At 60.3% G+C, this 7,082-nt stretch carries 7 protein-coding genes and 2 pseudogenes; 8 read left to right on the forward strand and 1 reads right to left on the reverse strand.

The features are described 5' to 3' along the window. The 3 genes and pseudogenes from UP06_RS20735 to tnpC (UP06_RS20745) form a co-directional block, all read left to right on the forward strand. Positions 1-281: pseudogene (locus UP06_RS20735) on the forward strand (IS66-like element accessory protein TnpA); the annotation flags it as partial. Beyond that, positions 278-634 carry an IS66 family insertion sequence element accessory protein TnpB gene (gene tnpB, locus UP06_RS20740; protein WP_045004130.1) on the forward strand — a complete coding sequence of 119 codons (357 nt, stop codon included), beginning with the start codon at positions 278-280 and terminating at the stop codon, positions 632-634. The pseudogene UP06_RS20735 and the gene tnpB (UP06_RS20740), both read left to right, overlap by 4 nt. A 122-nt stretch (positions 635-756) precedes the next feature. Next, complete coding sequence (gene tnpC / locus UP06_RS20745) at positions 757-2,235, forward strand: IS66 family transposase (RefSeq protein WP_045004267.1); 1,479 nt, start codon at positions 757-759, stop codon at positions 2,233-2,235. 45 nt (positions 2,236-2,280) lie between these two features. Here the strand turns inward: tnpC (UP06_RS20745) and UP06_RS40090 are convergent. Beyond that, positions 2,281-2,493: pseudogene (locus UP06_RS40090) on the reverse strand (helix-turn-helix domain-containing protein); the annotation flags it as partial. Between the two features lie 129 nt (positions 2,494-2,622). Here UP06_RS40090 and UP06_RS20750 point away from each other — a divergent pair. The 5 genes from UP06_RS20750 (at position 2,623) to tnpC (UP06_RS20770) (ending at position 7,042) form a co-directional block, all read left to right on the forward strand. Continuing rightward, on the forward strand, positions 2,623-3,120 hold the full coding sequence (locus UP06_RS20750; protein ID WP_156163099.1) for a hypothetical protein: 498 nt from the start codon (positions 2,623-2,625) through the stop codon (positions 3,118-3,120). A 373-nt stretch (positions 3,121-3,493) separates the two neighbouring features. Further along, positions 3,494-4,390: a hypothetical protein gene (locus UP06_RS20755; RefSeq protein WP_045005332.1), complete on the forward strand. Its 897-nt coding sequence runs from the start codon at positions 3,494-3,496 to the stop codon at positions 4,388-4,390. Positions 4,391-4,603: 213 nt separating this feature from the next. Next, positions 4,604-4,999, forward strand: coding sequence for an IS66-like element accessory protein TnpA (gene tnpA / locus UP06_RS20760; RefSeq protein ID WP_044999804.1), 396 nt, complete (start codon positions 4,604-4,606; stop codon positions 4,997-4,999). Further along, positions 4,996-5,343 carry an IS66 family insertion sequence element accessory protein TnpB gene (tnpB, locus tag UP06_RS20765; RefSeq protein ID WP_044999806.1) on the forward strand — a complete coding sequence of 116 codons (348 nt, stop codon included), beginning with the start codon at positions 4,996-4,998 and terminating at the stop codon, positions 5,341-5,343. The genes tnpA and tnpB (UP06_RS20765) overlap by 4 nt, the downstream gene beginning before the upstream one ends. 70 nt (positions 5,344-5,413) lie before the next feature. Next, a complete protein-coding gene (gene tnpC, locus UP06_RS20770) occupies positions 5,414-7,042 on the forward strand; it encodes an IS66 family transposase (RefSeq protein WP_044999807.1) in 1,629 nt (542 codons plus the stop codon). Positions 7,043-7,082: the final 40 nt, after the last annotated feature.

Consider the following 7,082-nt stretch of genomic DNA (forward strand, 5'->3'; position numbering starts at 1 on the left):
TGTTTGGCTGGCGACGTCAGTTGCGAGAGGCAGCAGGCGGTCATTCCGAAATAGAAGAAGTGCAGTTTGTGCCGGCGGTGGTGGATGTCGCAGTGCCGGCGCCTGCTCTTGGCCGGGAGCGCAAAGTGGCGCGCTGCAAACCCAAACCGGATGTCCGAACTTGCCGTTGCGATGCCGGGATCATCGAGATCGAAGTCGACGGCATCACGATCCGGGCCGGTCGTGGTGCGGACACGGCAATGATTGCGTCGATCGTCCAGGCGCTGAAGGCGAGCCGGTGATCGGTCCGTCGGGTGCGGTCCGGGTGATGGTGGCGACCAAACCGGTGGACTTCCGCAAGGGGATGGAAGGGCTTGCGACCCTGGTGCGCGAGAGCATGGGGGCTGACCCATTCTCGGGAGCTGTCTATGTGTTCCGTGCCAAGCGGGCGGATCGGATCAAGCTGGTGTTCTGGGACGGAACGGGTCTGTGCCTGTTCGCCAAACGGCTTGAGGATGGGATCTTCCGCTGGCCGAAGATCGAGGACGGCGTGATGCGTCTGTCGGCGGCGCAATTGTCGGCGCTGTTGGAAGGGCTCGACTGGCGGCGTGTCCACGAGGTACGGGAGACGCCAGCGCCAACGCAAGCCGGATAGTTGTTGGCAGCGCTGCGGCGAAGTGAATCAGGGGCATCGAGCGCGTCGCCAGATGGCGGCGAATATGCTCTGAATTGCGTGTGAGCGACGCCCTGCCTGACGATCCCGAGACGCTGAAAGCGATGCTGCTTGCCGAGCGGTGCGAGAGCGAACGGCTGCGTCAGATCATCAAGGAATTGCAGCGGCATCGGTTCGGCCGGCGGGCAGAGACCTTGCCTGAAGATCAGATGCTGCTGGGCCTGGAAGATGTCGAGCAGGTCGCAGCGTACAGCGAGACGGCGCAGGACGTCAGCGCACCTGAAAGCCGTGAGGCTCGGGCTCGCAAGCGCCGGATCAACCGTGGCGCCTTGCCAGCGCACTTGCGGCGGATCGAGGTCGTCGTCGATATCGACAATAAGATCTGCTCCTGTTGCCAGGGCGAGTTGCACCGGATCGGCGAGGATAGAAGTGAGCGGCTGGACCTGGTCCCGGCGCAGTTCCGGATCCTCGTCACCCGGCGTCCCAAATACGCCTGCCGGGCTTGCGAGGACGGTGTCATGCAGGCGCCGGCCCCGGCCCGGCTGATCGAGGGTGGTCTGCCGACCGAGGCCACCGTCGCCCAGGTCCTGGTCTCCAAATATGCCGATCACCTGCCACTCTACCGGCAGGCGCAGATTTACGCCCGCCAGGGCATTGAGCTTGATCGTTCGACGCTGGCGGACTGGGTGGGACAGGCAGCCTTCCATCTGCGCCCGTTGCATGAGCGGCTCCTTGGCAAGCTCAGGCAGCGGCCAAAGCTGTTCGCCGACGAGACGACGATGCCGGTGCTCGATCCCGGCCGCGGGCGCACCAAGACCGGTCAGCTCTGGGCCTATGCGGCGGACGACCGGCCATGGGGCGGTGCCGATCCGCCGGGCGTCGCCTATGTCTATGCGCCCGACCGCAAGGCCGACCGACCGATCGCTCATCTGGCAGGCTTCAAGGGGATCCTGCAGGTCGACGGCTATGCCGGCTATGGCAGGCTCGCCGAGCGTGGCAACGTTCAGCTTGCATTCTGCTGGTCGCACATGCGGCGTAACTTCTACGAACTTGCCACCCCCGGTCCTGCGCCTATTGCGAGCGAGGCGCTCAAGCATATCGCCGAGTTCTATGCCATCGAGAAGGACATCCGCGGCCGCAGCGCCGAGGAACGTCGTCTCGTTCGACAACAGAAAAGCCGGCCGCTGGCGGAAGCCTTCGAGCTGTGGCTCCGCGCAAAGCTCGCGTTGATCAGCCAAAAGGGCAAGCTGGCAGACGCCATCCGTTATGCGCTCTCACGCTGGGATGGCCTGACGGGCTTCATCGATGATGGCCGTATCGAGCTCGACAATAACGCCGTCGAGCGCTCGATCCGTCCGATCACGTTGAACCGTAAAAATGCGCTGTTCGCAGGCTCCGACGGCGGTGCCGAGCACTGGGCCACCATCGCCTCCCTGGTCGAAACCTGTAAGCTGAACGACCTCGATCCGCTTGCCTACCTGACCGACGTCCTCACCAGGATCGTCAATGGTCATCCGAATAGCGAGATCGATCAGTTGCTTCCGTGGGCCTATTGCCGTCACGACCTCAGAGCTGTGGCCTGAAAACAGCGCTTACAAACTGTTGCAGGTTCCTGCAAATTAGCTGGCCTAGCGCTTCGCTCGCTTCTTCTTGGCAGGAAGCTCGGGGCGATGACCGCCCTCTGCAAACAGTGCCGCGGCATCAACCCCAAGTGCCATCGCTGCTTTCCAAAGGGTCACCAGAGTGGCATTGCGGCGGCCAGCTTCGAGCCCACTGATATAGAACTGCTCAACGCTCATCCGGCCGGCTAGCTCCTCCTGAGAGATACCGGCATCAATCCGCGCCTTTCTAAATGTTCAACCCCACAATTTTCCGCACGTCCATGAAGGGCATGCGAAGGGAATCGCGAATTGCGGACCATATATTATAGTATATAAAACTGAGTTGAACGCGATCGGCTCGGGCTGGACATGCGAGCATTTCCTCTTTTGTGCATTTCACTTCTTGCGATGCTTCATCCCTGCAATGCGCAGGTATCAGATATCGACCAACTGGCATCGAAGTATCTAGACCAGGCGACCGGTTCGGCTCGCACGCTCATCAAAGCTATTGAGCGAACGGGCGGTTGTCGCGATGAACGCGCCCCCTCGCCAAGTTGGGACAAAGAGTACAAGTTGTACAGCATTCACATAGCAGCTGCAGCCACGTCCGCTGCCCTGCAGAAAATCTACGACTCACCTGTACCAAAAACCGTTCGAGTTACGCAGCTACGATTTGAGGTTGCGGATTACGCACTCAAGATGAACTGTTTGAACGCCGCCGACGAAGAATATCGTGAGATATTGAAAGTCGACGACCCAAGCAGCCGGGATCGCGCCAGGGTCGGAATAGACGACGTTCGGGATCGTCGCAAAAGCCGCCCGGAGAGCCCCTTCGATCAGCGCTTCTCGTTTCCATCGCGCCGATGAACTAAGCGCATGCCGCGCCTTCTGCTCATGAGCGCAGATAATCAACGCGCACCGCGCACTCGTAGCGATCGCTCGCGAGATTCGTGGCAGCTGATTGCTCGCGAAAAAGCGGGCATGAAGGGAAGGACGATCCTCGGCCAATTAGGCCTAACACTTCGGGCGCTTCGAAGGTGAAGATTCCAGAGGGACGACGAACGAAGATGCATCGAATAAATACTTTTCATCGATGAACCGGTGAACCGGTGAACTTCGTCGGTTGATTTACGACAGCCAAGCTTTCCTACTAGGCGGCCCAGTCGAAAGTTCTTGTAGGGATAATCGGATCGACTTATAGTTGCATTCCCATTTTTTTAGTGCATTGCGGGAGGATCGTATGGAGCCAGCAGAGATCGCAGCGGTAATAGCACTAATTGAAGCTGCCGCGGAGCAGGCCACCAAGTACAAAGAAACCCGAGATATGAAGCTGTTTCAGCAGCACGTAAGTGAAAAGCTTGATGAGATAATAGGCTTGAACCTTCAAATCTTGGGTGAGCTGCGAGCACTGAGAGTTTTTATCTCTGTGGAGCTCGAACGGCAGTTCCGAGAGCAGCACGTCAAGATGATCCAAGTCTTGATCCAGCGGCTTAACGCTTACCTAAATGACGTCAACCGGCATAAGAACACTGGTGGATTCCAGCAACTAAAGGAGGAAACCGAGCGCGAAACTCTTTTCTTAGCAATTCCGCCAAACGGAGGTCCTGCCATATTTCCTACTATCTATGCCGGTGCGTCACTATACTTGAGCTTGGCCCATATGCTCGGAACCAAGCGATCCGAAAGGGATTCGATTCTCAACCAGCTTATCCCCATATTCGAGAAATGGGCTGGTCCGGGCGCTGGCAATATCCCTGACGCTATAGCCCAAAAGCAAGGCGAAGTAGCTATGCAATTGGCCCTTGCCAATGCTCAACGAGGTGACAAGCAGATCAACACTTTCCACAGCATGATTTCGTTCAAGGGCTACGATGGTGGTAGCTACGAAGAATGTACGTCGGAGGTCCATGCACTGACGACGCTGGATCCAGAACTTAATGTGCAAGTGACAAACGTTCGGCTATCAGATCCGTCGTGCCATAACGGGTTTGATCCAGGGCACTATCAGAATAGTGTGCAGGTATACGTGACCGGTTTGGTAGCCGAATATCGCAGGCGCAAAGCGCAACTCGATGCGCTCATCGCAGCACAGAACCTTTTGAATAGTTTTATCGGAAAGCTGAAAGCCGAGCTTTAGGCTAATTTTCGCGCCGGCCAGGCCCACCACGGCTCCCGCGACCGGGGCAACCAGAGTAAACGTAGCACGCGCGCACGCATCTGGAAGTACTGGGCCGAACCGGGCGGTTCGACACACACCCTGATGTTGCAAATCTTGAGTGGCCTGAGAGATTGTCTCCCTCCGGCGAGGGCCGCCTTGTTGGATTAGTCCAATTGGTGCGTAACAGTCCTTATGGACAGCCATAAGCGCAGTACTCAGCTTGAACGGCTTGAGGTGGTCGAGACTGGTCGCCGGCGACGCTGGTCGGATGACGAAAAGCTGCGGATCGTGACCGAAAGCTTTCAAGCGCCGCGCGCGATATCGTCGACAGCAAGACGCCATGGCATATCACGTTCGTTGCTGATGACATGGCGGCGCTCGTTCGGTCCCGAGCCGATCAGCCCTCAAAGCGAGCAATCCGGCTTTGCGCGGGTCGTCCTTGCCGCTGAGGTCGAGCCGGCGGTTGCTGCCACAGCGACGAGCGGGCAGATGGTGATCGTCGTTGGCCGGGATCGTCGGGTGATTGTCGATGCGGGCGTCGATGCGGCCGCCCTGGCGCGGGTGCTGCAGGTTCTGGAGCGTCGATGATCCCAGTCTCTTCGAGCGCACGCATCTGGATTGCGACCGGCTACACTGACATGCGCAAGGGCATGCAGGGTTTGTCATTATTGGTGCAGGAAAGCCTTGGTCGCGATCCGTTCGCCGGAGATGTCTTCGTGTTCCGCGGACGCGGCGGTTCGCTGATCAAGGCCTTGTGGCACGATGGAATTGGATTGTCGCTCTACGCGAAGCGGTTGGACCGTGGCCGTTTTGTCTGGCCGGCGACGGTGGGCGGTGTGGTGGGGCTGAGCGCGGCGCAGATGAGTTATCTGCTGGAGGCGATCGACTGGCGCAATCCGCAGCACACGTGGCGGCCACAGAGCGCAGGATAGGCTCAAAAAAGTTCTGAGGTGCGGAAGAAAAGACGCCTCAAATCGCCTCTTTTGTGATTCCATCGGGGCCATGGGTGACGGCCTTGAATCGCTGCCAGACGACATCGAAACGCTGCAAGCGGCATTGATCGTTGCTCGGGCGGAGGCTGCGGCCGCCCGTGCCCGGCAGTCCGACGACCAGGCGTTGATCGCCCATCTGAAGCTGCAGATCGAGAAACTCAACCGCGACCGCCATGGTCCGCGCTCGGAGCGTACCGCGCGGCTATTGGATCAGCTTGAACTGACGCTGGAGGAGCTGGAGAGTTCGGCGACGGAGGACGAACTCGCCGCCGAAATGGCCGCGGCCAAAACCACGAAGGTGGCGTCGTTCACGCGCAAGCGGCCGTCACGCCAGCCGTTCCCGGAGCATCTACCTCGCGAGCGGGTGATCGTGCCGGGACCTGTGGCGTGCGCCTGCTGTGGCGGCGCGCGGCTGTCCAAGCTCGGCGAGGACATCACCGAGACGCTGGAGGTGATCCCGAAATCCTGGAAAGTGATCCAGCACGTCCGCGAGAAGTTTACTTGCCGTGATTGCGAGAAGATCAGCCAGGCTCCGGCGCCGTTCCATGTGCTTGCCCGCGGCTGGGCGGGGCCAAGCCTGCTGGCGATGGTGCTGTTCGAGAAGTTTGGTCAACATCAGCCGCTGAACCGGCAAGCGGAGCGCTATGCCAAGGAGGGCGTGCCGATCAGTCTGTCGACCCTGGCCGACCAGGTCGGCGGCTGCACCGCGGCGCTGGCACCTTTGTTCAAGCGCCTCGAGGCCTACGTACTGAGCGCCGAGCGATTGCACGGGGACGACACCACGGTTCCGGTCCTGGCCAAAGGCAAGACCGACACCGGCCGGATCTGGGTCTATGTGCGCGACGACAAGCCTTTTGGAGGGCAGGCCCCGCCGGGCGCGGTGTTCTATTACTCGCGCGATCGGGCCGGCGAGCATCCCCAGGCTCACTTGGCCAACTACAGCGGAATCTTCCAGGCCGATGCCTATGGCGGCTATGGCAGGCTTTACGAACCGGGCCGCAACGCAGGTCCGATCCTGGAAGCCGCGTGCTGGGTCCATGCCCGGCGGCCGTTCTTCGTGATGGCTGATCTGGCCGAGAATGCGCGTCGCAAGGCTCAGGGCAAGAGGCCGGCAGTGATCTCGCCGCTGGCGCTGGAAACAGTCCGCCGGATCGACGCCCTGTTCGAGATCGAGCGGACCATCAACGGTCAGAGCGCCGAAAGGCGCCAGGCAGTTCGCCGGGAACTCAGCGCGCCGCTCGTGGCCGATCTGGAAGCCTGGATGCGCACACAACGCGCCAAGCTCTCGCGCAGCAACGATGTCGCCAAGGCCATGGACTACATGCTCAAGCGCTGGAGCGCATTTACCCGCTTCCTCGATGACGGCCGCATCTGCCTGTCCAACAATGCGGCGGAGCGTGGCGTGCGCGGCATCGCTTTAGGTCGGAAGTCGTGGTTGTTCTGCGGCTCGGATCGCGGCGGCGAGCGGGCGGCGGTGATGTACAGCCTGATCGTCACCGCCAAGATGAACGACGTCGATCCGCAAGCCTGGCTCGCCGACGTTCTGGCGCGCATCGCCGAGCATCCCGTCCAAAGGCTCGACGAACTGCTGCCATGGAATTGGCGCTCTGCCATCCGGAACGTTGATCAAGCCGCCTGAGCCGAAAATGACCCGCGCGCGGTCTTCGCCGGATGCTTAC

It is taken from the genome of Bradyrhizobium sp. LTSP857, assembly GCF_000938285.1.
Classification (GTDB): Bacteria; Pseudomonadota; Alphaproteobacteria; order Rhizobiales; family Xanthobacteraceae; genus Bradyrhizobium.